At 71.8% G+C, this 23,538-nt stretch carries 21 protein-coding genes and 1 riboswitch; of the genes, 11 read left to right on the top strand and 10 right to left on the bottom strand.

All coding sequences use genetic code 11. From position 1 onward, the window contains the following. Window positions 1-5: 5 nt before the first annotated feature. Window positions 6-1,346, bottom strand: coding sequence for a 3-phosphoshikimate 1-carboxyvinyltransferase (gene aroA / locus AC07GB_RS02260; protein ID WP_478841320.1), 1,341 nt, complete (start codon window positions 1,344-1,346; stop codon window positions 6-8). 238 nt (window positions 1,347-1,584) lie between these two features. Then, on the bottom strand, window positions 1,585-2,307 hold the full coding sequence (locus AC07GB_RS02255) for a M50 family metallopeptidase (protein ID WP_478841319.1): 723 nt from the start codon (window positions 2,305-2,307) through the stop codon (window positions 1,585-1,587). A gap of 49 nt (window positions 2,308-2,356) precedes the next feature. Between AC07GB_RS02255 and AC07GB_RS02250 the strand changes: the two genes are divergently transcribed. The 10 genes from AC07GB_RS02250 to AC07GB_RS02205 all read left to right on the top strand — a co-directional run bounded on the left by AC07GB_RS02250 (window position 2,357) and on the right by AC07GB_RS02205 (window position 12,930). Then, window positions 2,357-3,172 carry an SOS response-associated peptidase gene (locus tag AC07GB_RS02250; protein WP_478841318.1) on the top strand — a complete coding sequence of 272 codons (816 nt, stop codon included), beginning with the start codon at window positions 2,357-2,359 and terminating at the stop codon, window positions 3,170-3,172. A gap of 1 nt (window position 3,173) precedes the next feature. Further along, window positions 3,174-3,896 (top strand): alpha/beta hydrolase family protein, encoded by a 723-nt coding sequence (locus AC07GB_RS02245; RefSeq protein ID WP_478841317.1) that lies wholly within the window; start codon window positions 3,174-3,176, stop codon window positions 3,894-3,896. A gap of 221 nt (window positions 3,897-4,117) precedes the next feature. Next, complete coding sequence (locus tag AC07GB_RS02240) at window positions 4,118-4,801, top strand: sigma-70 family RNA polymerase sigma factor (protein ID WP_242722705.1); 684 nt, start codon at window positions 4,118-4,120, stop codon at window positions 4,799-4,801. Next, window positions 4,798-5,106 (top strand): mycothiol system anti-sigma-R factor, encoded by a 309-nt coding sequence (gene rsrA / locus AC07GB_RS02235; RefSeq protein WP_478841316.1) that lies wholly within the window; start codon window positions 4,798-4,800, stop codon window positions 5,104-5,106. Before AC07GB_RS02240 ends, rsrA begins: the two co-directional genes overlap by 4 nt. Before the next feature lie 251 nt (window positions 5,107-5,357). Then, complete coding sequence (locus AC07GB_RS02230) at window positions 5,358-6,740, top strand: HD-GYP domain-containing protein (RefSeq protein ID WP_478841315.1); 1,383 nt, start codon at window positions 5,358-5,360, stop codon at window positions 6,738-6,740. Between the two features lie 32 nt (window positions 6,741-6,772). After that, window positions 6,773-8,029, top strand: a complete 1,257-nt coding sequence (locus AC07GB_RS02225) for an HD-GYP domain-containing protein (RefSeq protein ID WP_478841415.1) — start codon at window positions 6,773-6,775, stop codon at window positions 8,027-8,029. A 269-nt stretch (window positions 8,030-8,298) separates the two neighbouring features. After that, on the top strand, window positions 8,299-9,279 hold the full coding sequence (locus AC07GB_RS02220; protein WP_478841314.1) for a tetratricopeptide repeat protein: 981 nt from the start codon (window positions 8,299-8,301) through the stop codon (window positions 9,277-9,279). An 84-nt stretch (window positions 9,280-9,363) separates the two neighbouring features. Further along, window positions 9,364-10,014 (top strand): peptide deformylase, encoded by a 651-nt coding sequence (gene def / locus AC07GB_RS02215; protein ID WP_478841313.1) that lies wholly within the window; start codon window positions 9,364-9,366, stop codon window positions 10,012-10,014. A 457-nt stretch (window positions 10,015-10,471) separates the two neighbouring features. Continuing rightward, on the top strand, window positions 10,472-11,554 hold the full coding sequence (locus AC07GB_RS02210) for a terpene synthase family protein (protein ID WP_478841312.1): 1,083 nt from the start codon (window positions 10,472-10,474) through the stop codon (window positions 11,552-11,554). Next, on the top strand, window positions 11,551-12,930 hold the full coding sequence (locus AC07GB_RS02205; RefSeq protein ID WP_478841311.1) for a bifunctional albaflavenone monooxygenase/terpene synthase: 1,380 nt from the start codon (window positions 11,551-11,553) through the stop codon (window positions 12,928-12,930). Before AC07GB_RS02210 ends, AC07GB_RS02205 begins: the two co-directional genes overlap by 4 nt. Before the next feature lie 51 nt (window positions 12,931-12,981). On the opposite strand, the gene AC07GB_RS02200 is transcribed toward AC07GB_RS02205, so the two are convergent. Further along, a complete protein-coding gene (locus tag AC07GB_RS02200; protein WP_478841310.1) occupies window positions 12,982-13,953 on the bottom strand; it encodes a GlxA family transcriptional regulator in 972 nt (323 codons plus the stop codon). Between the two features lie 93 nt (window positions 13,954-14,046). On the opposite strand from AC07GB_RS02200, the gene AC07GB_RS02195 reads away from it, so the two are divergent. Continuing rightward, complete coding sequence (locus AC07GB_RS02195; protein WP_478841309.1) at window positions 14,047-14,277, top strand: hypothetical protein; 231 nt, start codon at window positions 14,047-14,049, stop codon at window positions 14,275-14,277. Here the strand turns inward: AC07GB_RS02195 and AC07GB_RS02190 are convergent. From AC07GB_RS02190 to AC07GB_RS02160, 7 genes are all read right to left on the bottom strand, one after another. Further along, window positions 14,190-15,230, bottom strand: coding sequence for a ribonucleotide-diphosphate reductase subunit beta (locus AC07GB_RS02190; RefSeq protein ID WP_478841308.1), 1,041 nt, complete (start codon window positions 15,228-15,230; stop codon window positions 14,190-14,192). The two genes, AC07GB_RS02195 and AC07GB_RS02190, sit on opposite strands and share 88 nt — an antisense overlap. Next, the gene (locus tag AC07GB_RS02185) at window positions 15,230-17,641 is read right to left on the bottom strand and encodes a ribonucleoside-diphosphate reductase subunit alpha (RefSeq protein ID WP_478841307.1); all 2,412 of its coding nucleotides are present in this window, start codon (window positions 17,639-17,641) and stop codon (window positions 15,230-15,232) included. The genes AC07GB_RS02190 and AC07GB_RS02185 overlap by 1 nt, the downstream gene beginning before the upstream one ends. Window positions 17,642-17,787: 146 nt before the next feature. Further along, a riboswitch (adenosylcobalamin-variant (AdoCbl-variant) riboswitch) is annotated at window positions 17,788-17,886 on the bottom strand. A gap of 327 nt (window positions 17,887-18,213) precedes the next feature. Beyond that, window positions 18,214-18,849, bottom strand: coding sequence for a hypothetical protein (locus tag AC07GB_RS02180; protein WP_478841306.1), 636 nt, complete (start codon window positions 18,847-18,849; stop codon window positions 18,214-18,216). Between the two features lie 68 nt (window positions 18,850-18,917). Then, a complete protein-coding gene (gene mctP / locus AC07GB_RS02175; RefSeq protein ID WP_478841305.1) occupies window positions 18,918-20,537 on the bottom strand; it encodes a monocarboxylate uptake permease MctP in 1,620 nt (539 codons plus the stop codon). Beyond that, on the bottom strand, window positions 20,534-20,773 hold the full coding sequence (locus AC07GB_RS02170) for a DUF3311 domain-containing protein (RefSeq protein WP_478841304.1): 240 nt from the start codon (window positions 20,771-20,773) through the stop codon (window positions 20,534-20,536). The genes mctP and AC07GB_RS02170 overlap by 4 nt, the downstream gene beginning before the upstream one ends. 168 nt (window positions 20,774-20,941) lie before the next feature. Next, a complete protein-coding gene (locus AC07GB_RS02165; RefSeq protein WP_478841303.1) occupies window positions 20,942-21,142 on the bottom strand; it encodes a YbdD/YjiX family protein in 201 nt (66 codons plus the stop codon). Continuing rightward, window positions 21,139-23,280 carry a carbon starvation CstA family protein gene (locus tag AC07GB_RS02160; protein ID WP_478841302.1) on the bottom strand — a complete coding sequence of 714 codons (2,142 nt, stop codon included), beginning with the start codon at window positions 23,278-23,280 and terminating at the stop codon, window positions 21,139-21,141. Before AC07GB_RS02160 ends, AC07GB_RS02165 begins: the two co-directional genes overlap by 4 nt. Window positions 23,281-23,538 lie beyond the last annotated feature (258 nt).

Below are 23,538 nucleotides of genomic sequence, written 5' to 3'. Positions count from 1 at the left end.
GCCCGTCAGTTCCCGAGCATCCCGGTCCACAGGTCGGGGAAGTCGGGCAGCGTCTTCGCCGTCGTCGCGACGTTCTCGATCTGTACGCCCGGTACGGCGAGGCCGATGACCGCGCCCGCCGTGGCCATGCGGTGGTCGTCGTAGGTGTGGAAGACCCCGCCGTGCAGCGGGCGGGGGCGGATGTGCAGGCCGTCGGCGGTCTCGGTGACGTCACCGCCCAGCTCGTTGATCTCCTTGGTGAGCGCGGCGAGCCGGTCCGTCTCGTGCAGGCGCAGATGGGCGACGCCGCGCAGGGTGGACGGGGAGTCGGCGAGGGCCGCGACCGCCGCGATGCCCGGGGTCAGCTCGCCGACCTCGCTGAGGTCGGCGTCGATGCCGTGCACCGAGCCCGAGCCGGTGAAGGTCAGGCCGTGCTCGGTCAGCTCGCAGGAGCCGCCCATCTCGGTGAACAGCTGCCGCAGCGCGTCACCGGGCTGGGTGGTGCGCGTCGGCCAGTCGGGGATCGTCACGCGGCCGCCGGTGACCAGGGCCGCCGCCAGGAACGGCTGGGCGTTCGACAGGTCGGGCTCGATGGTGAGGTCGCGGCCGAGCAGCGCGCCCGGCGTGACCCGCCAGACGTTCGGCTCGCCGCCCGCCTCGGGGGTGTCGACCTGGGCGCCCGCGGAGCGCAGCATGTCGACGGTCATGCGGATGTGCGGCATGGAGGGCAGGGTGCTGCCCACGTGCCGCACCTCCACGCCCTGGTTGAAGCGCGGGCCCGAGAGCAGCAGCGCGCTCACGAACTGAGACGAGGAGGAGGCGTCGATCTCGACCTGGCCGCCGTCCAGGGCGCCGCCGCCGTGCACCGTCAGGGGCAGCGCGCCGCGGCCGTCGTCGTCGACGCGGGCGCCGAGGGCGCGCAGCGCGTCGATCACGCCGTGCAGCGGGCGCTCGTAGGAGCGGGGGTCGCCGTCGAAGCGGATCGGGCCGTCGGCGAGGGCGGCGACCGGCGGCAGGAAGCGCATCACCGTGCCCGCGTTGCCCACGTCGACCGTGACCGGGCCGCGCAGGCCCGAGGGGATGACGCGCCAGGCCTCGCCCGAGCCGTCCGGGGCCCCCGCGGCGGAGCTGGACGACGACACCGTCTCCTCGATGCCGACGCCCATGGCGCGCAGGGCCCCTGCCATCAGCAGCGTGTCGCGGGAGCGCAGGGGGCGGCGCAGCCAGCCGGGCTCGGCGGCGAGGGCGGCCAGGACGAGGGCGCGGTTGGTGACCGACTTGGAGCCCGGCACGTGGACCGTCGCGGCGACGGCTCCGCTCGCGTGCGGGGCGGGCCAGAGGGCGGTGTGCGTCGGGTTCACGGTCATGCCCTTCACTTTAGTGGCTGGCGACGACCACAGAACTTGATCAAAAGTGGTGAAAACCAGGCGAAACAGCAAAGCTCCGAGCGCTTCGCCGGGTCGCCGTGCCGGGACGCCGGTCGTCCGCGGGGCCGTCGTGGCTGGTCGCGCCCGCGCGGCGGAGCCGCATGTCGACACGGCCCCGCGCCCTTCGGGGCGCTCCGGTCGCCGCAGCGCACATGCCGTACACGGCTCGAACGCCAGGTCACACGGTGAGCAGCCAGCGGCCGCCGCCTATCAGCGAGCACAGCGACACCGCGTGGAAGAGAAAGAGCCACATGCCGGCCGGCACGTGCGTCAGGCGGGAGAGCTGGTCCGCGTCGGAGTCCCCGGCGCCCCCGTGCCGCCGCTTCGCCTGGAGCTCGAAGGCGGGGCGCACGCCCCCCAGGAGCAGGAACCACACCACCGCGTACGCGAACGCGGCCTGTACGTCGGTGCTCGCCAGCCAGGAGACGACCAGGAAGGCGCCGCCGGCCAGGATCATCGTGAGCGCCCCGTACGCGTTGCGGATCATCACCAGCATCGCGGCGAGCAGGGCCGTGGCGATCCACAGGAAGGCCGTGATGTGCCCCTGGGAGAGCAGCGCCGCGCCGCCGAGGCCGAGCAGCGGGGGAGCGGTGTAGCCCGCGGCGGCGGTCAGGACCATGCCGAGGCCCGACGGCTTGCCGCGGCTGACGGTCAGGCCGCTGGTGTCGGAGTGCAGCCGGATGCCGTCCAGGCGGCGCCCGGTGAGCAGGGCGACCAGGCCGTGGCCGCCCTCGTGGGCGATGGTGATGGCGTTGCGGGCCACGCGCCACACGCCGTGCGGGACGACGGCGGCGAGCGCGACGACGCCCGTGGCGATCACCAGCCACTGTTCGGGCGCGGACTGCGTGCCGACGACGCGGTCCCACAGGTCGCTCAGGCTGGCGGAGGCGGTGGTGTGCATTGCTCGGTCGGCTCCCTGTCATCGGCCACGGCGTGGCAGTGTGGCACGTATGTGCGGACGGTATGCATCGAGTCGTGGGCCCGAGGATCTCGCAGGAATCTTTGAGATCGAGAAGTTCGAGCCGGAAGAGGCACTGGAGGCGGACTACAACGTCGCTCCCACCAAAGAGGTCTACGCCGTGCTCGACCGTCCCCTTAAGGACGCCGAGGACAAGAGCCCGGTTCGCCAGCTGCGGAAGCTGAAGTGGGGACTCGTACCGTCCTGGGCGAAGACACCGGAGGGCGGCGCGCGGATGATCAACGCGCGCGCCGAGACGGTGCACGAGAAGCCCTCCTACCGCCGGGCCTTCGCCACGCGGCGCTGCATCCTGCCTGCCGACGGCTATTACGAGTGGGTGACCGGCAGCGCCGAGCGTGACCTGGAGGTCGAGGGCAAGAAGAAGCGGCCCCGCAAGCAGCCGTACTTCGTGCTGCCGGCCGACGGGTCGGTGTTCGCGATGGCGGGTCTGTACGAGTTCTGGCGGGACCGCACGCTGCCCGACGAGCACCCGCTCGCCTGGTGGGTGACCTGCTCGGTGATCACCACGGAGGCGGAGACCACGCCGCTCGCCGTCGCCCCGGAGAACGGCCCCGCCTCGCTCGCCGACATCCACCCGCGCATGCCGCTGATGCTCACGCCCGACCGCTGGGACGCCTGGCTCGACCCGGCGCGCACCGACGTGGAGGACGTGCGTCCGCTCCTGGAGCCGCCGCCCGCCGGGCTCATGCGCGCGTTTCCCGTCTCGACGGCCGTCAGCAACGTCCGCAACAACGGTCCGGAGCTGCTGAAGGAACTGGACGGCCCCGAAGAGGGCACACTCTTCTGACGTGACGCACAGTGAGATCCACAGCGAGACCTACAGCGAAATCGTCGAGACCGAGGCCGGGGCCGCCCGGATCACCTGGCACCCCGCGCCCGGGGCCCGCCTCGTGCTCGCCGTCGGCCACGGGGCGGGCGGCGGCATCGAGGCGCGCGACCTCAAGGCCCTCGCCTCCGTCCTGCCCGCGCACGGCGTGACCGTCGCCCTGGTGGAGCAACCCTGGCGGGTGGCCGGCAAGAAGGTGGCGCCCGCGCCGAAGACGCTCGACACCGGCTGGCGCGGCGTGTGGCCCGCCCTGGCGAAGCCGGGCCCGCCGGTGATCGCGGGCGGCCGCAGCGCCGGGGCCCGCGTCGCCTGCCGCACCGCCGCCGACCTCGGCGCGGCCGCCGTGCTCGCGCTGAGCTTCCCGCTGCACCCCCCGGGCAGGCCGGAGAAGTCCCGCGCGGACGAACTGCTCGGCGCCGGGGTGCCGACGCTCGTGGTGCAGGGCGGCAACGACCCCTTCGGCAAGCCCGCCGAGTTCCCCCACGTCGAGAGGGGCGGCGCGCGGCCCGACGGTACGACGGCGGTCGTGGGGGACGGATGGGCGTACGAGCTGGTCGAGATCCCCTTCGGCGACCACTCCTTCGCCGTGCCCAAGCGGGCGGACATCGGCCAGGAGGAGGCTGTGAAGCGGATCACGGACACCGTCGTCGCCTGGACGGGCGCGCGGGGAATGTTGAGTGCGTGACCACTGTTGTCGCGAACAGACCGCAAACAGTGTTCGTAGAAGAGGGGGCCGCCCGCATGGGATCGACCATCTGCCCGAACCGCTCCAACACCGCTGACCTGGAGTGGAGCGTGCTGAGTGCGCCCAAGGCGACCCCTATTCGAGCGGCGCGCAAAGCAGGTCGTCGTCTATCCTCCGAAACCAGTGGGACCGGCTACGGCCCCACCACGTCGTTGGAGGAGGTGGGTCCGGTCACTGGGACCGACGCAGGCACTGAGCACGGTCACTCCGAGCAGCCGGAGCGTCCCGATGAGGTTTCCGAGACGGCCGCGGAGCGCACGGCCCGCTTCGAGCGGGACGCGCTGATGTTCCTCGACCAGATGTACTCGGCGGCGCTCCGCATGACCCGGAACCCCGCGGACGCGGAGGACCTGGTCCAGGAGACCTACGCGAAGGCGTACGCGTCGTTCCACCAGTTCCGCGAGGGCACCAACCTCAAGGCCTGGCTGTACCGCATCCTCACGAACACGTTCATCAACTCGTACCGCAAGAAGCAGCGCGAACCCCAGCGCAGCGCCGCCGAGGAGATCGAGGACTGGCAGCTCGCGCGCGCCGAGTCGCACATGTCCACCGGACTGCGCTCGGCCGAGTCGCAGGCGCTCGACCACCTGCCGGACTCCGACGTGAAGAACGCGCTCCAGGCGATCCCGGAGGAATTCCGCATCGCCGTGTATCTCGCGGACGTGGAGGGCTTTGCGTACAAGGAGATCGCCGACATCATGGGTACACCCATCGGTACGGTGATGTCCCGTCTTCACCGCGGCCGCCGCCAACTCCGCGGCATGCTCGAGGACTACGCGCGTGACCGCGGCCTGGTCCCGGCCGGTGCCGGAGACTCGAACGAAGCGAAAGGCTCGGGCTCATGAGCTGCGGAGAGCCGCACGAGACTGACTGCAGTGAGGTCCTGGACCACCTCTATGAGTTCCTGGACCGGGAGATGCCGGACAGCGACTGCACGAAGTTCGAGACGCACTTCGAGGAGTGCTCCCCCTGCCTGGAGAAGTACGGCCTCGAACAGGCGGTGAAGAAGCTCGTCAAGCGCTGCTGCGGCCATGACGACGTACCCGCCGACCTGCGGGCTAAGGTCATGGGCCGGATCGACCTGATCCGCTCCGGGCAGGCCGTGCCGGACGACGGGGTGGACCTGACTCCCGGGACCTCCGGCGCCTGAGCGGGCGCCTCGGCGTCTGCGTGGGCGCCCCCGGGCCCCCGCGCCCCCCGCGCCTCCGCGCCCCCGGCGCCTGAGCGGGCGCCCGGCGGGCCCTTCGCGAGCCCCGAGGGGCCGTTGTTCACTCGCTAGTTGAACGTTTCTCTTTGTTTCTTCTGGGGTTTCTCACTCGAAGGTGCTAATTCGCGCCCGCGGCGGCTGGCGTGGTCATGGCCCGTTCTAGTCTCCCGACCTGGATCGGGAGGAGAACCCCTATGCGGTCGGTGCCGGTGTGGGCCCGAGGCTACGTCCTGTGCGCCGCGCTCGGCGGGGCCGCCTGCGCGGCGCCCGCGTTCGGCCCCGGCACGGCGTGGCCCGTCGTCGCACTGCTCGCCCTGCTGTACGCGGGCGGGGAGCGCACCGTCGTCCGCGGAGGCCCGGCCGTGCCCGCCTTCTACCCGGTGCTGCTCGCCGCTGTGTTCCTGCTGCCGCCCGCGGCGGCCGCCCTGGTCGCCGTCCCGGGCGCCCTGCTCGCCCGCGTCGAACGGCGGCCCCGGTGGCTGCGCCGCCTCTGGCGAGCCGCTCAGCTGGCCCTCGCCGCCTGGGCGGCGGGGTGGACGTACGCCGTGCTCGGCGGGCCCGCGGCGGCCTCCGCGCCGCCCGACTTCCCCTATGTGCTGCTGCCCGCGGCGGTCGCCGTGCTGTGCTTCGCCGTGGTCATCGCCGCCCTCGACGGCGGCATCCTGGTGGCGGCCGAGCGGGTGCCGCCGCGGCACGCCTGGCGCGGGCTGCTGCCGGGCTCGCTCGCGCCCGTCGCCGTGCACGGCCTCGCCGGGCTGATGATGGCCGTCCTGTGGAACAGCCGGTACGGCCCGCTGGCCGCGCTGCTCGTGCTGCTCCCGATGGGCGTCTCGTGCTGGGTCCTCGCGCAGTACCACCGCGAGCGCACCGCCCACCAGGCCACCATCCGCGCGCTCGTGCAGGCCGTCGACATCAAGGACCGCTACACCAGGGGCCACAGCGAACGCGTCGGCCGCGCCTCCGTGATGATCGCGCGCGAGCTGGGCATGGACGACGGGCGCGTGGAACTGCTCCGCTTCGCCGGGATCCTGCACGACGTGGGCAAGCTCGGCGTTCCCACCCGGCTGCTGCGCAAGGAGGGGCCGCTGACCCCGCAGGAGCGGCGCGTGATCGAGCTGCACCCCGAGTACGGCCACGAGATGGTGCGCGGCATCGGCTTCCTCGGGGAGGCCAGGGCGGCGATCCTGCACCACCACGAGCGCATCGACGGCAGCGGCTACCCCTACGGCCTGACGGGACGTCAAATCCCGGAGTGCGCGCGGGTGGTGGCCGTCGCCGACGCCTTCGACGCCATGACGTCCTCGCGCTCCTACCGCCGCGCCCGCCCCGTCGCGGCCGCCGTCGCGGAGCTGCGGCGGTGCGCGGGGGCCCAGTTCGACCCGGCCATGGTCGGCGCCCTCGCGCGGGCCCTCGACCGGTGCGGCTGGGACGCGGAGGTCACGGCCGGGGGCGGTGAGAACGCCGCGGTGGGCGCGGCGGGCGGGCCAGGGCCTGACGGGCCGGGTCAGGCCGCACCGGGCCGGGCCGGCGGCGTGGTGTCCGGCGCCCCCGCGGCCCGCGGCCCGGCCGCCCGGTGACGCGCGAGCCCGCGGGCCGGCTCGCCGCCGCCGTGGCCGCGGTGCTCCGGGCCGCCGCCCTCCTCGCCGCGCTCACGGCGCTCGGCGGCACGCTGTGGCGCGGGGTCGAGGAGCCCAGGACGGCCCTCGCCTTCGGCGTGCTCATGGCCGTGGGCGAGCTGGCCCGGTGGGGGAGCGGCGGCGAGCGGGAGCCCGCGCCCCTGGGGGCCGCGGGCGCGCTGGCGTACGCCCTGCTGGGGGAGAGCGGCGGGCGGCCGACCCACCACGGGGTGCTCCAGGTGATCGCCGTGGTCGTGGCGGCGGGGCTCGTCGGCGCCGTGCCGCACGTCGCGCTCGGGCGCGGGCCCGCGCCCGACGCGCTCACCCGGCGCGTGCTCACCGTCGCCTTCGCCGCCGTGTGCTTCCAGCCGCTGTACAACTCGGGCAGGATCGAGGACTGGGCGGGCTACGGCTCGTGGTACGCCGCCGTGGTCGTGGCCCTGCTCGCGCTGACCGCGCTGTGCGACGCCGTGCTCGCTGCCGCCCTGGCGCACGCCCGCCGGGGCTGGCCGTTCGGGCCGCTGCTCCGGGACGAGCTGCGGCGCATGCCCGGCATCGGCTCGGCCGTGTGCGCCACGGGGGCCGTGATGGCGCTCGCCGTGGCCGTGGCGGGGCTGTGGGCGCTGCCGGTGTTCAGCGGCCCGCTGCTGCTCACCCAGCTGGCCGTCCGCCGGTACGCGGCCGTGCGGGCCACCTACCGGCAGACCATCGCCTCGCTGGCCCGCGCCACCGAGATCGCCGGGTACACCCCCGCCGGGCACGCGCGGCGGGTGGCGGACCTCAGCCGGGCCATGGGCCGTGAGCTGGGCCTCACCGGGGCGGACCTCACCGTCGTCGAGTACGCGGCCCTGATGCACGACATCGGGCAGCTCTCCCTCGTCGACCCCGTGCCCGCGGGCGCCACCGCGCGGCTTCCCACCAGTGAGCAGCGGCGCATCGCCCTGCTCGGCGGCGCCGTCGTCCGGCAGACCGGGGTGGCCGCGGGCGTCGCCGTGGTGGTGGAGCGCCAGGCCGATCCGTACCGCGAGCAGCCGCTCACCGCGCGTATCGTCCGGACCGCGAACGCATACGACGAGATGGCGCGGGAACACGGGCCTCAAGGACCACTGGCCGCCCTGGAGCGGCTGCGGATCGCGACGGGGCGCGAGTACCAGACGGAGGTCGTGGAGGCCTTGGCGCGGGTGCTCGCGGGCGGCCCGGGGCCCGCCCCGTCGCGCGGCGGGGTGCCGCGCCCCCCGGGCCCGTGCTGAGCGCGCCGCGCGCTCGCCCCCAGGCGCGGAAGGGCTGGATCCGGTGTGGGCCCCCACACGTTCGGGGGGCCCGGCCGAGGCCGCCGCCGGCCGCGTTCCGGGCGTCCCGCGCGGGCCTGTGGCCGGGTCGTCTGACCTCGGGCCCCACTGGGTAACCCATGGGTAATGAGCGGCCGTCCGACCGTACGTGGTTGGATGCGAAAGAGAAGCGGGGCCGCGCGGCAGCGTGGCGGCGGGGACATCCCGACAAGAGCTGGCAGGCGGGAATCGTGAGGATCTTCGGCAAGGGACGGCACCGGCCCTCCGCCTCTTGGCGGCAGGCCACCGACAGGGCGTTCACGCTCATCGGCGACGGCCGCTACGAGGACGCGGGCGCGCTGCTCACGCGCGCCGCAGACCTCGAACCCTGGCTGTCCGAGTCCTGGTTCAACCTCGCCCTGCTGCACAAGTTCCGGCACGACTGGGAGCAGGCGCGGGCCGCGGGCCTGCGGGCCGTGGCGCTGCTCGACCGCTCGGCGGGCGCCCCCGACTGGTGGAACGTGGGCATCGCGGCGACCGCCCTCCAGGACTGGCCCCTCGCCCGCAGGGCCTGGCAGGCGTACGGCCTCAAGGTGCCCGGCGGCGTCGCCGCGACGGGCGAGCCCACGGGCATGGACCTGGGCAGCGCGGCCGTGCGGCTCTCGCCGGAGGGCGAGGCGGAGGTCGTCTGGGGCCGCAGGCTGGACCCGGCCCGCATCGAGGTGCTCTCCATCCCGCTGCCGTCCTCCGGGCGGCGCTGGGGCGAGGTCGTGCTGCACGACGGCGTGCCGCACGGGGAGCGGACCACGGCCGCCGGACACGCGTACCCCGTCTTCGACGAGATCGAGCTGTGGGCGCCGTCCCCCGTGCCCACCTGGGTCGTCCTCCTGGAGGCCGCGACCGAGGAGGACCGGGACGCCCTGGAGAAGCTCGCCGCGGACGCCGGCTTCGCCGCCGAGGACTGGTCGTCGTCCGTGCGGCTGCTGTGCCGCATGTGCTCGGAGTCGCGGATGCCCAGCGACGAGGGCGACGGGGAGCACCTGGACCCGCACGACCACAGCGAGCCGGGCCACCCCGGGCCGCTCGGCCACCGCAGCCCCGGAGCGCTGTGGGTCCCCGAGCGGGAGTGCGGCCTCGCCGCACCCGCGGGCCTGGTGCGGGGCCTGCTCGACGGGTGGGTCGCCGACAGCCCGGACTCCCGGGACTGGCGGGACCTCGAAGAGGTCTGCTAGCCCCGGACGCCGATGCCCCGGCGGGGAGCTGCCCGTACCCTGTACGGGCAGTACACGGACCCAGGAAGAAGGCATACGGCGGACATGGCGCAGGACACTGAGCAGGTTTACGCGGACGGGGTGCTCCCGGTCGACGACGAGGGCTTCGTCATCGACACCGAGGACTGCGAGGCGCGGGAGACGGCCTACCGCGAGCGCGGCACGTACCGGCCCATCACGGTCGTCGGCAACCCGGTCCTCCACAAGGAGTGCAAGGACGTCACCGCCTTCGACGACGAGCTGGCCGCGCTGATCGACGACATGTTCGTGAGCCAGCGCGTGGCGCAGGGCGTCGGCGTGGCCGCCAACCAGGTCGGCGTCGACCTGAAGGTGTTCGTGTACGACTGCATGGACGACGAGGGCGTGCGGCACGTGGGCGTCGTCTGCAACCCGGTCCTCCAGGAACTGCCCGCGAACCAGCGGGTCCTGGACGACTCCGGCGAGGGCTGCCTGTCCGTGCCGACGGCGTACGCGCCCCTGGCCCGTCCCGACTACGCGGTCGTGACCGGCCAGGACGAGAAGGGCAACCCCATCAAGGTGCGCGGCACGGGCTACTTCGCCCGCTGCCTCCAGCACGAGACGGACCACCTGTACGGCTACCTGTACATCGACCGCCTCTCCAAGCGGGAGCGCAAGGACGCGCTGCGGCAGATGGCGGAGGGCACGCCGCGCTACCCCGTGGTGCCGAATGACTGAACTGCGCCACAACTGAGGCGCACGGTGAGCGCGTGACGACAGCGGCCCCTGGTCGGGAACACCCCACTGACCAGGGGCCGTTGGCGTACCCGCTCAGAACCGGACAGGACTAGCCCACGATCAGCCGCCCGTGATCCAGATTCAGTCACGTAAGGGGATGTTCTCGGCACGCTGGGGTAGTGAATGGCGCAAATGTGTTCCCTGAACGGTCAGTTGTGGTGCTGAATGGAAAGCGCGGGGATACGCAACGGCGCGCGCCCGGCACGGCAAGAGGGGCGTGGGCCTCAGCGCGGTCGAGAGGGGTTTGTTCGTGCCTGCTTCCTCACACAGCACTTCACAGTCCGACTGGGCGACACGTGACGCGGCACGGGTTCCGGCATATGCAGCGGAACGCGTCCCGAGGCAACGTCGGAAGCCGTCCGAGTCGACGCAGTCACCAGTTCGACAGGCGGTATCGGTGCCGCCCGCACTGGCCCTTCCGGTGGTGGAGTCGGAGTTTCCCCGGCATCTGCATCCGTATTGGCCAAAGCTTCAGGAGAAGTCCCGGGCATGGCTCCTGGAAAAGCGCCTCATGCCCCCGGACAAGGTCGCGGCATATGCCGACAGCCTGTGCTACACGGACTTGGTCGCCGGATACTACATCGGCGCCCCCGACGAGCTGCTCGCCGCCATCGCGGACCTCAGCTCCTGGTTCTTCGGCTGGGACGACCGGCACGACCGGGACGCGGTGCACGGCAGGGCCGCGGGCTGGCGGCGCCTGTGCGCCGGGCTGCACGAGACCCTCCAGGACCCGCGCGCACAGCTGCACCACAAGGACCCTCTGGTCGCGGGCTTCGCAGACTGCGTCCTGAGACTGTACGCGCACCTCGGACCGCGGTGGAACGCGCGCTTCGCCCGGCACTTCCACCCGGTGATCGACGCCTACGACCACGAGTTCGGCAACCGCCGTACCGGAACCGTGCCGAGCGTCGACGCGTACGTCGAGCTGCGCCGGCTCACCTTCGCGCACTGGGTCTGGATCGACCTGCTCGAACCCACCGCGCGCCAGGAACTGCCGGACGCGGTGCGGAAACACCCCGCCTATCGCGCGGCGGCACTCGCCACCCAGGATTTCTCCGCCTGGTACAACGACCTCTGCTCGCTGCCGAAGGAATTGGCGGGCGACGAGGTGCACAACCTCGGAATTTCCCTCATCCACCACGAAGGCCTTTCCTTGCAGCAGGCGGTGGCGGAAGTGCACCGGCGTGTCAGTGACTGTGTAAGTGATTTTCTCGCGGTGCAGCCGGAAGTCCTGAGTTTGGCGGATGAATTGCTCGACGGCAGCGCCGAGGGTCGGAAGGTGAGCGCCGCACTGCAATCATGCGTCTTCAATATGCGGAACTGGTTCAGTTCCGTCTACTGGTTCCATCACGAATCCGGCAGATATCGCGTCGACAACTGGGACGACCGATCCTTGCCCCCGTACGTGTCCGACGCCCCGGGACCCGAACTCCCGGAATGCGAATTGGCAGGCCCCGAACTGGCAGGAGGCCAGGAATGACCGTCGAATCCGCAGCGTCCGCCATAACCGCTCCTGCCGCTTCCCGGCGGCTGAACGCGCCGCCCCTGGTCCCCGGTGGAGCGCCACTTCTCGGCCACGCCTGGAACCTGGTGCGCGACCCGCTCGGCTTCCTGGCCGACCTGCGGGACCACGGCGATCTCGTCCGGATCCGGCTGGGGCCGAGGACGGCGTACGCGGTGTGCGCCCCGCAGCTCGTCGGCGCCCTGCTCAAGAGCCCGGACTACGTCGTCGGCGGGCCGCTCTGGGACACCCTGGAGGTGCTGCTCGGCAAGGGCGTGGCGACCAGCAACGGCTCGCTGCACCGGCGCCAGCGGCGCATGATGCAGCCCGCGTTCCGGCCCGAGCGCATCGCCGGCTACGCGCGCGTGATGGAGCAGGAGGCCCAGGCGACGGCGGCGCGCTGGAGTGACGGCGAAACGGTGGACGTCAGCGCGGAGATGTTCCGCACCGCCGTGCGCGTCGTCTCCCGCTCGCTCCTGGAGGTCGACTCGATCGGCGAGAAGGCGGACCGCATCAGCGCGTCGCTGCACACCGTCTTCGAGGGCCTGTACCGCCGCATGGTCCTCTCCGTCGGGCCGCTGTACCGCCTGCCGACGCCCGCCAATCGGCGCTTCGAGCGCGCGCTCGCCGATCTGCACGCGCTCGTCGACGAGATCATCGCCGAACGCCGCCGGTACGGAAACGGCACGGAAGAGGACTTGCTGGCCGTATTGCTCGGCGCCCGCGATGAATCGGGGCAGGCGTTGACCGACCAGGAGATCCATGACCACGTCGTCTCGCTCGTTGTGGCGGGCGCCGAGAATGTCGCCTCGACACTGGCATGGGTCTTCCATCTGCTCACCGAACACCCGGAGCACGAAAGGCGGTTGGTTGAAGAGGTAAATGCCGTGACGCGGGGGCGCCCGGTCGCCTTCGCCGATCTCGGCGAGCTGTCGCACACACGCAATGTCGTCACGGAGGCGATGCGTATACGACCGGCCGCCTGGATTTTCACGCGGCGGTCCGTGGCCGAGACCACCCTCGGCGGCTATCGCATTCCGGCCGACGCGGACATCGTGTACAGCGTGTACGCGATGCAGCGCGATCCGCGTTCCTTCGAGCGGCATCTCGAGTTCGACCCGGACCGGTGGAATCCGGAACGCGCGGCGGACGTCCCCGAGTTCGCCATGATGCCCTTCAGCGTGGGCAACCGTAAGTGCCCCGGCGATCACTTCAGCCTGGCGGAACTCACCATCATCCTGGCCACGATCGCCGCCAAGTGGCGGCTCGCCCCGGTGGCGCGGACCGACACGCGCACCAAGGTCGGCATCACGCTGCATCCGCGGGATCTGGTGCTGCGCGCCACGGCGCGCTGACGCCGGGGTCCGTGTGCCCGCACCGCCCCAGGGCCGGTGCGGGCACGCGCGTCAGGCCGCGGGCTCGGCCCCGGGGCCGCGGAACGCCCGCCGGTACGCGTTCGGCGTGGTGCCGAGCGCGCGGATGAACTGATGGCGAAGCGCGGCCGCGTTCGGGAAGCCGGAGCGCCAGGCGACCACGTCCACGGTCTCGTCCGTGGCCTCCAGCAACTCCTGGGACCTGAGCAGCCGTTGGCGCAGCAGCCAGCGGTAGGGCGTGGTGCCGGTCTCCTCCTTGAAGCGGCGGGCGAAGGTGCGCGGTGACATATGGGCGCGGGCCGCGAGCTGGTCGACGGTCAGCTCCTGGTCGAGGTGGCGCTCCATCCACGCCAGGACCTCGCCCACGGTGTCGCAGCGGGTGCGCGGCAGCGGGCGCGCGATGTACTGGGCCTGGCCGCCGTCGCGGTGCGGCGGCACGATCATCCGGCGGGCGATGGCGTTGGCGACCTCCGCGCCGTTCTCCCTGCGGACCAGGTGCAGGGCGGCGTCGATGCCCGCCGCGGTGCCCGCGGAGGTGATCACCGGGTCCTCGTCGACGTACAGCACGTCCGGTTCGACGACGGCGCGCGGGTAGCGGCGCGTCAGCTCATCGGCGTGCCGCCAGTGCACCGCGCAGCGCCGCCCGTCCAGGAGCCCGGCCGCCGCGAGCACGAAGGCGCCGGTGCAGACGCTGAGCACCCGGGTGCCGCGCTCGGTGGCGCGGCGCAGGGCGTCGAGCAGCACGGGCGGGAAGTCCCGCGTCACATAGGAGTCGCCCGCGGGGACGGTGATGAGGTCGGCCTCTTCGAGCCGGTCGAGGCCGTACGGCGTGGAGATGGTGAAGCCGGCGTGGGTGGAGAGCGTGGGGCCCTCGGCCGAGACGAGCGCGAAGTCGTACACCGGCAGGCCCTCGTCGCTGCGGTCGAGGCCGAACACCTCGGACACCACGCCGAGTTCGAAGGGGTGCACGCCGTCGAGGGCGACGGCGGCCACGTTTCTCAGCATGCGGCCAGTGTGCCGCGCCACTGGCAGGAAATCGAGGGTGGGCGACAGTCCTGCCACTCACGCCGGAGGACGGCCGGCGCGAGAGTGGTCGTCATGAACGCGACTGACGCACTCGACACGCTGGCCGTCCTCCTGGTCTTCCTGCTCATGGCCCTGCCGTCACTGATCGGCCACGCCCACGACCGCCGGATCGACCGGCAGCTGCGGGAGGCCGAGCGCGGGCCCGGGCCGCGGGATCAGAACTCGTCGTCGAAGGAGACCGAGCCCTCGACCGCGACCTGGTACGCGGACGGGCGCCGCTCGAAGAAGTTGGTCAGTTCCTGAACGCCCTGAAGCTCCATGAACGAGAAGGGGTTCTCGGAGCCGTACACCGGCGCGAAGCCCAGGCGCGTCAGGCGCTGGTCGGCGACGCACTGGAGGTACTCGCGCATGGACTCGGTGTTCATGCCCGGCAGGCCGTCCCCGCACAGGTCGCGCGCGAACTGCAGCTCGGCCTCGACCGCGCCCTTCAGCATGTCGACGACCTGTTCCTGGAGCTTGTCGTCGAACAGCTCCGGCTCCTCCTTGCGGACCGTGTCGACCACGTCGAAGGCGAAGGACATGTGCATCGTCTCGTCGCGGAAGACCCAGTTGGTGCCGGTGGCGAGGCCGTGCAGCAGACCGCGGCTGCGGAACCAGTAGACGTACGCGAAGGCACCGTAGAAGAACAGGCCCTCGATGCACGCCGCGAAGCAGATCAGGTTGAGCAGGAAGCGGCGGCGGTCGGCCTGGGACTCCAGGCGGTCCAGCTTCTCCACCGAGTCCATCCACGTGAAGCAGAACTCGGCCTTCTCACGGATGGAGGGGATGTTCTCCACGGCCGCGAAGGCGGCGGCGCGGTCCTCCGGGTCGGGCAGGTAGGTGTCGAGCAGCGTCAAGTAGAACTGGACGTGCACGGCCTCCTCGAAGAGCTGACGGCTCAGGTAGAGCCGCGCCTCGGGGGAGTTGATGTGCTTGTAGAGGGTGAGCACCAGGTTGTTCGCCACGATCGAGTCGCCGGTGGCGAAGAACGCGACCAGGCGGCCGATGAGGTGCTGCTCCTCGGGCGTCATCTTGGCGAGGTCGGCCACGTCCGAGTGGAGGTCGACCTCCTCCACGGTCCAGGTGTTCTTGATCGCGTCCCGGTAGCGCTCGTAGAAGTCCGGGTAGCGCATCGGGCGGAGCGTCAGCTCGAAGCCCGGGTCGAGCAGGTTCTTCTCACCAGATGTCGTGGTGGTGTGCAGGTCGGACTGGGACATTACTGGCAGGCCTCGCAGGACTCGGGGTTTTCCAGGGAGCAGGCGATCGCCTCGGGGTCGGTCACCTGCTGGGGGACGGGGGCGGCCGCGGCGGCGGAGCCTCCCGCGGCGCGGGCGATGCGCGTCGCGGGGCGCGAGCGCAGGTAGTACGTGGTCTTGAGGCCCTGCTGCCAGGCGTAGGCGTACATCGAGGAGAGCTTGCCGATGGTCGGCGTCTCCAGGAAGAGGTTCAGGGACTGCGACTGGTCGAGGTACGGGGTGCGCGCGGCGGCCATGTCGATCAGGCCGCGCTGCGGGATCTCCCAGGCCGTGCGGTACAGGTCGCGTACGTCCGCGGGCACCCAGGTGAAGCCCTGCACCGAGCCGTTGGACTCGCGCAGCGCCTCGCGGGTCTGCGCGTCCCAGACGCCGAGCTTCTTGAGGTCCTGCACCAGGTAGGAGTTCACCTGGAGGAACTCGCCGGACAGCGTCTCGCGCTTGAAGAGGTTGGAGACCTGCGGCTCGATGCACTCGTAGACGCCCGCGATGGACGCGATGGTGGCGGTCGGGGCGATGGCAAGGAGCAGCGAGTTGCGCATGCCGACCTTGGCGATGCGCTCCCGCAGCGCCTCCCAGCGCTCGGGCCAGGCCTGCTCCGTCGCGTAGTGATCGGGGTGCAGGACGCCGCGCGCGGTGCGGGTCTTCTCCCAGGCGGGCAGCGGCCCGTGGCGCTCGGCGAGGTCCGTCGACGCCTCGTACGCGGCGAGCATGATCCGCTCGGCGATCCTCGTGGAGAGCGCCTTCGCCTCGGGGGAGTCGAAGGGCAGCCGCAGCTGGAAGAAGACGTCCTGGAGGCCCATGGCGCCGAGGCCCACCGGGCGCCACTTGGCGTTGGAGCGCCCGGCCTGCTCGGTCGGGTAGAAGTTGATGTCGACGACGCGGTCGAGGAACGTCACGGCGGTGCGCACGGTGGCGTCGAGGCGCTCCCAGTCGATGTCCCCGTCGGCCACGAAGGCCCCGAGGTTCACCGAGCCGAGGTTGCACACGGCCGTCTCGCCGTCGTCCGTGACCTCCAGGATCTCCGTGCACAGGTTGGAGGAGTGCACGGTGTGGCCGGGCTCGGCGGTCTGGTTGGCGGTGCGGTTGGAGGCGTCCTTGAAGGTCATCCAGCCGTTGCCGGTCTGCGCCAGGGTGCGCATCATGCGGCCGTACAGATCACGGGCGGGCATGGTCTTCTGCGCCAGGCCCTTGGCCTCGGCCGCGCGGTACGCCGTGTCGAACTCCTCGCCCCACAGGTCGACAAGCTCGGGCACGTCGGCGGGCGAGAACAGCGACCACTCCTGGTCGGCGGCGACCCGGCGCATGAACTCGTCGGGGATCCAGTGCGCCAGGTTCAGGTTGTGGGTGCGCCGGGCGTCCTCGCCGGTGTTGTCCCGCAGCTCCAGGAACTCCTCGATGTCGGAGTGCCAGGTCTCCAGGTAGACGGCGGCGGCGCCCTTGCGGCGGCCGCCCTGGTTCACCGCGGCGACGGAGGCGTCCAGGGTCTTGAGGAACGGCACGATGCCGTTGGAGTGGCCGTTCGTGCCGCGGATCAGCGAACCGCGCGAGCGGATGCGGGAGTACGAGAGGCCGATGCCGCCCGCGTGCTTCGACAGGCGCGCCACCTGGTGGTAGCGGTCGTAGATCGAGTCCAGCTCGTCGAGCGGGGAGTCCAGCAGGTAGCAGCTGGACATCTGCGGGTGGCGGGTGCCGGAGTTGAAGAGCGTCGGCGAGGACGGCAGGTAGTCGAGGCGGCTCATCAGGCCGTACAGCGCGGCGACCTCGTCCAGGGCCCGCACCGACTCGTCCTCGGCGAGGCCGACGGCCACGCGCAGCATGAAGTGCTGGGGCGTCTCGATGACCTTGCGGGTGATCGGGTGGCGCAGCAGGTAGCGGCTGTGCAGCGTGCGCAGGCCGAAGTAGCCGAAGCGGCGGTCGGCGCCGTCGGCGAGCGCGGCCTCCACGAGGGCGTCCAGACGGGCGCAGTGCAGGGTCGTGAAGGCGGCGGTGCGGTCGGCGATGAGGCCCTCGCGGTGGCCGACCGCGACGGACTCGGAGAACGACGTGACGCCCTGCGACGCGGCCTCCTCGCGGATGCCGATCGTCAGGAGGCGGGCGGCGAGCCGGGAGTAGGCGGGGTCCTCGGAGATGAGCCCGGCGGCCGCCTCGGTGGCAAGCTCCCGCAGCTCGGCCTCGTCGGCCTTCGCCGAGCGGCCGCGCAGCGCGGCCGCGGCGACGCGTCCGGGGTCGGCGTCGGGGAGGTCGGCGGTGAGGTCGGTCAGGGTGCGCAGCAGGGCGGCGCCGGGCCCGTCGGTGGACGGGGCGGACTGCTCGGCGTGCTGCTGACCGGCTTCGGCCTGCGCTGACGCGGGCTCGGCGGGCGCGATGGTCACGTGGTGCTCTCCCTCGCTCGGCTCTGGGCATCGAGGCAGGCGAGGGCACACGGGCGCGACCGCGCGCAGCGGTACGTACACCGCGTCCATCAGCCCATGTCCACGAGGCCCGGACGTCTGCGCCCGGACCGGGCGGCACGGGCGCGCTGTCGGCAGGTCCTCGGACTTTGTGGGTACGCAAATGCGCACACGTACACCGTTGCGGGACAGTTCCGGACTTGCACCGGATTCCCCTGCGACGACAGCGAGGACGAGCATACATCTTGTGCCGGGTTTCGGTGGCGCCCCTAGATGTTGTGTCGGTTGCTGGTCAGGGGGTGACCGCTTCCTCACGGGGGGTGGTCGCTCGGGGGTGCGCCGGAGCGTCAACTCACCAGGGGGGAGGCCGGGGAGGGGGCCGCTTCCCGGGCCTGGGGCGGGGTGCGCGGGGGCCGGCGCGGGGGGGCCTGGACCGGTCGGCCGGACGGCCTGGACCGGTCGGCCGGACGGCCTGGACCGGTCGGCCCAGGGGGGCTGGACCGGTCGGCCCAGGGGGGGCTGGACCGGTCGGCCCGGGGGCCCGGCCCGGTCGGTCAGCCGCCCGCGCCCGGCGGGTCCTGCGGGGCGCCGTCCCCGTTCGGCGGCAGGTCGCCGCGCTCCGCCGGGCGGCCCGTGTCGCCGCCGTCCGTGGGCAGGCCCTCGGGGTCGGCCTGCTCGGGCAGGGCCGCGTCCAGCTCGCGGTCGTCGGCGCGGTGGGCGTCCTCGGCGGCGGCGCGCAGCACCTCGCGGCTCACGGCGCCGCGGTCGGCGGCGAGTTGGATCCGCAGCCCGTTCTCCGTGCGGACGTACTCGTGCCGGGAGCCCGTGACGCGGTACCAGCCCTTGCCGTCCTTCTCGCAGCTCCTGGCGGCGGGCGGGACCGTACGGCAGTTGGCGTCGGTGACGGTGCCCCGGTCGACGGAGAGCGTGAGCTGCCCGCCGCCCTCGTCCCGCACGTACGTGGACTGGAAGCCGTCGTCGCCGATGACGCCCACCGACTGCCGGGCCAGCTCGAAGCCGTCGGCCTCCGTCACGTACACGTGCTCCACGACGGTCTGCGCCGCCTCGGCGCGGGCCTTCAGCTCGGCGCGGTCCGGCGGCGACCCGGCGGTGAGGTCGTCCGAGCCGCAGCCGGTGAGGGCGAGCGGGGCGAGGAACAGGGCCGGCAGGAGGCGGCGGGAACGTCTCATGCGCACATCCTTTCGCATGCGTCCGACGCCGCGCTCCGGCCGGCCCCGTCCGTCAGGACCGCCTCAACTCAGTGGCCCGCCCCCACCTTGGGCAGCTCCACGGACACGCCCTGGTCGCCTGCGTCGGCCGTGTAGTCCTCGGGAGAGGTCTCGTCGACGCCCTCGGGGGCCTTGAACGCCTTCAGGACGAAGGTGAGGACGACCGTGACGACCACGTTCAGGACGAACGCCGTCAGGCCGATGTAGCCGATCTCGCCGATGCCGGGGATCTCCTTGGAGGACCCGCCGAAGTGCTTCTGCGTCGGCGAGGCGACGCCGTAGGCGGCCACCGTCCCGTAGAGCATGCCGACCGCCCAGCCGGCGAGCAGCGCCCACCGGTGGAACCACCGTGTGAACAGGCCGCCGACGAGCGCGGGCATGGTCTGGAGGATCCAGATGCCGCCCAGGAGCTGGAAGTTGATGGCGACCGTTTTGTCCATGCTGAGGACGAAGACGAGCGCGCCCACCTTCACGAGCAGCGAGACCAGCTTGGAGACCTTGGTCTCCTGCTCAGGCGTCGCGTCGGGCTTGAGGAAGTCCTTGTAGATGTTGCGCGTGAAGAGGTTCGCGGCCGCGATGGACATGATCGCGGCGGGCACGAGCGCGCCGATGCCGATGGCCGCGAAGGCCACGCCGGTGAACCAGTCGGGGAACATGTCCTCGAACAGCTGCGGGATCGCCAGCTGCCCGTTGTCGACCTTCACCCCGGCCGCGATCGCCATGAACCCGAGCAGCGCGAGCAGGCCCAGCATCAGCGAGTACAGCGGCAGGATGGTGGTGTTGCGGCGGATCACGTCCCGGCTGCGCGAGGACAGCGTCGCGGTGATCGAGTGCGGGTACATGAAGAGCGCGAGCGCCGAGCCGAGCGCCAGGGTCGCGTACGTCCACGTCCCCGCGTCACCGGGGACGAGCGCCCCGACGGGCTTGCCGGTCGCCTCGTTCGTCGCCGAGAACTTCTCGCCCGCCGCGTGGAAGACGTCGTCGAACCCGCCCAGTTTGATCGGGATGTAGATGATGGCCACCACGATCACGATGTAGATCAGGGTGTCCTTCACGAACGCGATCAGCGCCGGGGCCCGCAGGCCGGAGGAGTAGGTGTAGGCGGCGAGCACGCCGAAGGCGATCAGCAGCGGCAGGTCCTTGACGAACCAGTTGGTGTCCTCGCCGCCGCCGACGCCCATCACGTCGAGGACGGCCTGGATGCCGACGAGTTGGAGCGCGATGTACGGCATCGTCGCGAGGATGCCGGTCACGGCCACCGCGAGCGAGAGCCCCTTGGAGCCGAAGCGCCCGCGCACGAAGTCGGACGTGGTCACGTAGCCGTGCTTGTGCGAGACCGACCAGAGCCGGGGCAGGAAGGTGAAGATCAGCGGGTAGACGAGGATGGTGTACGGCACCGCGAAGAACCCGGCGGCGCCGGCCGCGTAGATAGCCGCGGGGACGGCCACGAAGGTGTACGCCGTGTAGAGGTCGCCGCCGAGCAGGAACCACGTCACCCAGGTGCCGAACGAGCGGCCGCCGAGGCCCCATTCGTCGAGGCTCTCGCTCTCGGCCCGGCGCCAGCGGGCGGCGAGGAAGCCCATGACCGTGACCGCGAGGAAGAAGAAGATGAAGACGGCGAGCGCGACGCCGTTCACGCCGTCGTTCATGACCGCGCCCCTCCCTGGCCGCGGGCGGCCTTCCGGTCGCGCTGGTCACGCTGCCACAGCTTGTACGCGATCATCGTGAGCGCGGTGGATATCAGCACCCACAGCATCTGGTACCAGTAGAAGAACGGGATGCCGATGAAGGCCGGGTCGGCCTTCGCGTAGGAGCTGACCCAGAGCATGGCCACGAAGGGCGCCACGAGACAGAGGGCGACGATCACACGGACCGGCGTGACCACCGGCTGTCTCACTTCAGGCGCAACCGGCACTTCAGGCGCATCTGGCATACCGCGGCTCCGTTCGCTCACTTATCCCGTGTTTAACGTGCGGGAAATCTAAGCGACGGTCTTGGCCTACGGAACCCCTGTCCGTATAACGGACGGGCCACAGAGGGGCCGAGGGGCCTCTCAGCAGCAGCGGAAGCCCTGCCGCGGGTCCGACTCCTGGCGGTCAGTCCGCATCCGCTCGAACGCCCTGCGGGTCGGCACGGCCGCGGCCGGATGCTCCTTGCGGACGTGTGCCACGTACCGCTCGTACGCGGACTCGTCCGTCAACTCCCGTACGTACCACCGCAGGGCGCGCAGCGCGCGGCGCAGCGGCCCGGTCACGGCCGGCCCGCCTTCGCGCGCTCGTGGGCCACCAGCTCCGCCTTCTCCTCCTTCGTGGCGATGAGGCCCGCGGGCGCGACGGTCCTCGACTCCACGAACGGCGCCTCGCTCAGGCGCGAGGACAGCGGGTCGCGCACGTGCTTGACGCACACGCGGGCCGCGTCCACGAGCACGATCACGATGAGGACCGCGAGGGCCGCCGAAAGCACGCCGTCCACCGTGGAGTTGGTGACGACGGTGTGCATGTCGTCCATGGTCTTGGCGGGCGGCAGGACCTTGCCTTCGTCGATGGCGTCCTGGTAGATCGAGCGCTGCTTGAAGAAGCCCACGCGCGGGTCGGCGGAGAACACCTTCTGCCAGCTCGCCGTGAGCGTCACCGTCGCGTCCCAGACCAGCGGAACCCCGGTGATCCAGGCCCACTTGAGCCGTCCCGACTTCACCAGGAGCGTGGTGCACACGGCCAGGGCGACGGCCGCGAGCAGCTGGTTGGCGATGCCGAAGATCGGGAAGAGCTGGTTGATGCCGCCGAGCGGCTCGTGCACACCGACCCAGAGGAAGTAGCCCCACAGGCCGGTCACGGCCGCGCTGGTGAGCACCAGGCCGGGCTTCCAGCTCACGTTCTTGAAGGGCTTGTAGACGTTGCCCAGCATGTCCTGGAGCATGAATCGGCCCACGCGCGTGCCCGCGTCGAGCGCGGTGAGGATGAAGAGCGCCTCAAACATGATCGCGAAGTGGTACCAGAACGCCCGCAGCGAGTCCCCGGTGACCTTGGAGAAGATCTCCGACACGCCGACCGCGAGGGTGGGCGCGCCGCCCGTGCGCGAGAGCAGCGAACTCTCCTCGACGTCCTTGGCGGCCCGCGCCAGGTCCTCGGGGGAGATGGTGTACCCGAAGTTCGCGACCGCACGGGACGCCTCCTGGACGGTGTCGCCGACCACGCCCGCGGGCGCGTTCATCGCGAAGTACAGGCCCGGGTCGATGATGCTCGCCGCCACCAGGGCCATGACCGCCACGGAGGACTCCATCAGCATGGAGCCGTAGCCGATCATCCGGACCTGGGTCTCCTTCTGGATCATCTTCGGCGTCGTACCGGAGGAGATCAGGGCGTGGAAGCCGGAGAGCGCGCCGCAGGCGATCGTGATGAACACGAACGGGAACAGCGAGCCGGCGAAGACCGGCCCGTCGCCGCGCGAGGCGAAGTCGGTGACCGGGTCCATCTTGAGCGTCGGCAGCGTGACGAGCACGCCGAGCGCGAGCAGCACGATCGTGCCGATCTTCATGAACGTGGAGAGGTAGTCGCGCGGCGCGAGCAGCATCCACACCGGCAGGATCGAGGCGACGAAGCCGTACGCCACCAGCCAGATCACCAGCGTCGACGGGGCGAGCGTGAAGGCCTCCGCCCAGGAGGACTCCGCCACCCAGCGGCCCGCGACCAGGGCGAGCAGCAGCAGGCCGATGCCGATGAGCGAGACCTCGCTGACCCGGCCGGGGCGCAGGACACGCAGGTAGAAGCCCATGAACAGGGCGATCGGGATCGTCATCGCGATGGAGAAGGTGCCCCAGGGCGACTCGGCGAGGGCGTTCACGATCACCAGGGCGAGCACGCCGAGCAGGATGATCATGATGGCGAAGGTGGCGAGCAGGGCGGCGGCGCCGCCGAACGGGCCGATCTCGTCCCGCGCCATCTGGCCGAGCGACTTGCCGTCGCGGCGGGTGGAGAAGAACAGGACCACCATGTCCTGCACGGCCCCCGCGAAGATCACTCCCGCGATGATCCAGATGGTGCCGGGCAAGTACCCCATCTGGGCGGCGAGCACCGGTCCGACGAGGGGTCCGGCGCCCGCGATCGCCGCGAAGTGGTGGCCGAGCAGGACGCGCCGGTCGGTCGGGTGGTAGTCGATGCCGTTGTCGAGCCGCTCGGCGGGCGTGGCCCTGCGCTTGTCGACGCGCAGGACCTTGTGGGCGATGAACTTCGCGTAGAAGCGGTAGGCGATGGCGTACGAGCCGAGTGCGGCGGCCACCATCCAGGCGGCGGACACCTCCTCGTCCCGGGAGAGCGCGAGCACGGTCCAGCCCGCGGCGCCGACCAGCGCGACGAGGCTCCAGAGGGCGATGGTCTTGGGGGTGGCTGTGCGCACGGGCCGTCCTCCCGGTCGCGTGTCTGCGGTGACGGGAGGACGGTAGGGCAGGAAAGTGATCTGCGCCATGGGGCGGGCAGGGTGAAACGCGGTGCGGCCGGGGGGCCGGGGCCGCAGGGCGGGGCCGAGCGCGGCGGCTCCGGGGCGCTGCGGCGGGCCCCGGGCACTGAGGCGGTCCGGGGAGCGCTGCTCCGGCCTTGGGGTGCCGTGTCGGTGCGGGGGCGTTGCTGCGGCCCCCGGGCGGTACCTCGGTCCCCG

It is taken from the genome of Streptomyces sp. NPDC045778 (genome assembly GCF_056431945.1).
Note: the sequence above shows the minus strand (reverse complement) of the source record. Positions and strands in the feature narration are given on the sequence as shown.

Coding starts and splice junctions, on each gene's coding strand:
- AC07GB_RS02255 (WP_478841319.1), bottom strand. CDS start 2,307: ATGCACACCACCGCCTCCGCCAGCCTGAGCGACCTGTGGGACCGCGTC.
- AC07GB_RS02195 (WP_478841309.1), top strand. CDS start 14,047: ATGAACGCGACTGACGCACTCGACACGCTGGCCGTCCTCCTGGTCTTC.
- mctP (WP_478841305.1), bottom strand. CDS start 20,537: ATGAACGACGGCGTGAACGGCGTCGCGCTCGCCGTCTTCATCTTCTTC.
- AC07GB_RS02180 (WP_478841306.1), bottom strand. CDS start 18,849: ATGAGACGTTCCCGCCGCCTCCTGCCGGCCCTGTTCCTCGCCCCGCTC.
- AC07GB_RS02205 (WP_478841311.1), top strand. CDS start 11,551: ATGACCGTCGAATCCGCAGCGTCCGCCATAACCGCTCCTGCCGCTTCC.
- AC07GB_RS02230 (WP_478841315.1), top strand. CDS start 5,358: ATGCGGTCGGTGCCGGTGTGGGCCCGAGGCTACGTCCTGTGCGCCGCG.
- aroA (WP_478841320.1), bottom strand. CDS start 1,346: ATGACCGTGAACCCGACGCACACCGCCCTCTGGCCCGCCCCGCACGCG.
- rsrA (WP_478841316.1), top strand. CDS start 4,798: ATGAGCTGCGGAGAGCCGCACGAGACTGACTGCAGTGAGGTCCTGGAC.
- AC07GB_RS02250 (WP_478841318.1), top strand. CDS start 2,357: ATGTGCGGACGGTATGCATCGAGTCGTGGGCCCGAGGATCTCGCAGGA.
- def (WP_478841313.1), top strand. CDS start 9,364: ATGGCGCAGGACACTGAGCAGGTTTACGCGGACGGGGTGCTCCCGGTC.
- AC07GB_RS02200 (WP_478841310.1), bottom strand. CDS start 13,953: ATGCTGAGAAACGTGGCCGCCGTCGCCCTCGACGGCGTGCACCCCTTC.
- AC07GB_RS02190 (WP_478841308.1), bottom strand. CDS start 15,230: ATGTCCCAGTCCGACCTGCACACCACCACGACATCTGGTGAGAAGAAC.